Source organism: Pseudomonas sp. HY2-MNA-CIBAN-0224 (assembly GCF_040310285.1).
Lineage (GTDB): Bacteria > Pseudomonadota > Gammaproteobacteria > Pseudomonadales > Pseudomonadaceae > Aquipseudomonas > Aquipseudomonas helleri.
Window position 1 is genome coordinate 1 of sequence record NZ_JBEOPQ010000133.1, and the last position, 928, is coordinate 928.

General features: G+C 55.5%; 1 protein-coding gene. It reads left to right on the forward strand.

Annotation, left to right across the window (positions count from 1 at the left end):
* The first annotated feature begins 74 nt into the window (after positions 1-74).
* Positions 75-928 (forward strand): IS5 family transposase gene (locus AAEZ03_RS25685; protein ID WP_317756960.1). Its coding sequence is split into 2 segments (ribosomal slippage): positions 75-416 and positions 419-928, totalling 852 coding nucleotides; the frame shifts between segments, so codons are not numbered across the junction.

The window sequence follows — 928 nt, forward strand, 5'->3', positions numbered from 1 at the left end:
GCTAGGCTCTGTACGTAAACCCAAGAAATACGATTTTCTGTAAAATACACCGCCATTAAAGCCAGGAGGCCAAGATGGCAAAGCGGTATGAACTCCCCGACGCAGCCTGGGATCTGGTTGCAGATATCTTCACCAAAAATCAGCGCACCGGGCGCCCTCGGGCCGATGATCGCCTGATGCTAAACGGTATTCTCTGGGTGTTTTGCTCTGGCGCAGCCTGGCGAGACATGCCCGAACGATTCGGCCCTTGGTCAACGATCTATCAACGGTTCCGGGGATGGCGTGATTGCGGAGCTTTTGATCAGATGCTCAAGCGTCTTCATATCCGATTGAATGAGCAGGGTTTGATTGACTTGGAAACATGGATGATCGACTCCACTGCCGTACGAGCAACCCGGGCCTCATCAGGTGCCGGGAAAAAAGGGGATTTGAAGAACCGCAAGACCACGCGCTCGGGCGCAGCCGGGGTGGCCTGACGACCAAGATTCACATGCTGTGCGACGCCAATGGTGTGCCTCTGCGTTTCCTGTTGTCAGGCGGACAAGCCAGCGATATAGCCTATGCCCAACCGCTACTCGATCAGGCTTGCATACCCAGCCTGCGCGGTCGCCCACGCAAGCGTTGCCGCTGGTTGCTGGCTGACAAGGGTTACGACGCTGAAGCGCTGCGCCAGTATTGTGATCGTTATCGCATGCAGCCAGTCATTCCGTTGCGAAGCATGAAGCGCAAAACCAAGCCAGGATTGCCTCGACTTTTTGATCGCCCCAAATATCGGCAGCGCAACATCATCGAACGCATGTTTGGCTGGCTGAAGGAGAACCGTCGCATCGTGACGCGCTTCGACAAGCTCGCAACAAGTTTTGCGGCGATGGTCTCATTGGCCTGCGCTATGCGGTGCTTGCGACAATACTTTACGTACAGAGCCTAG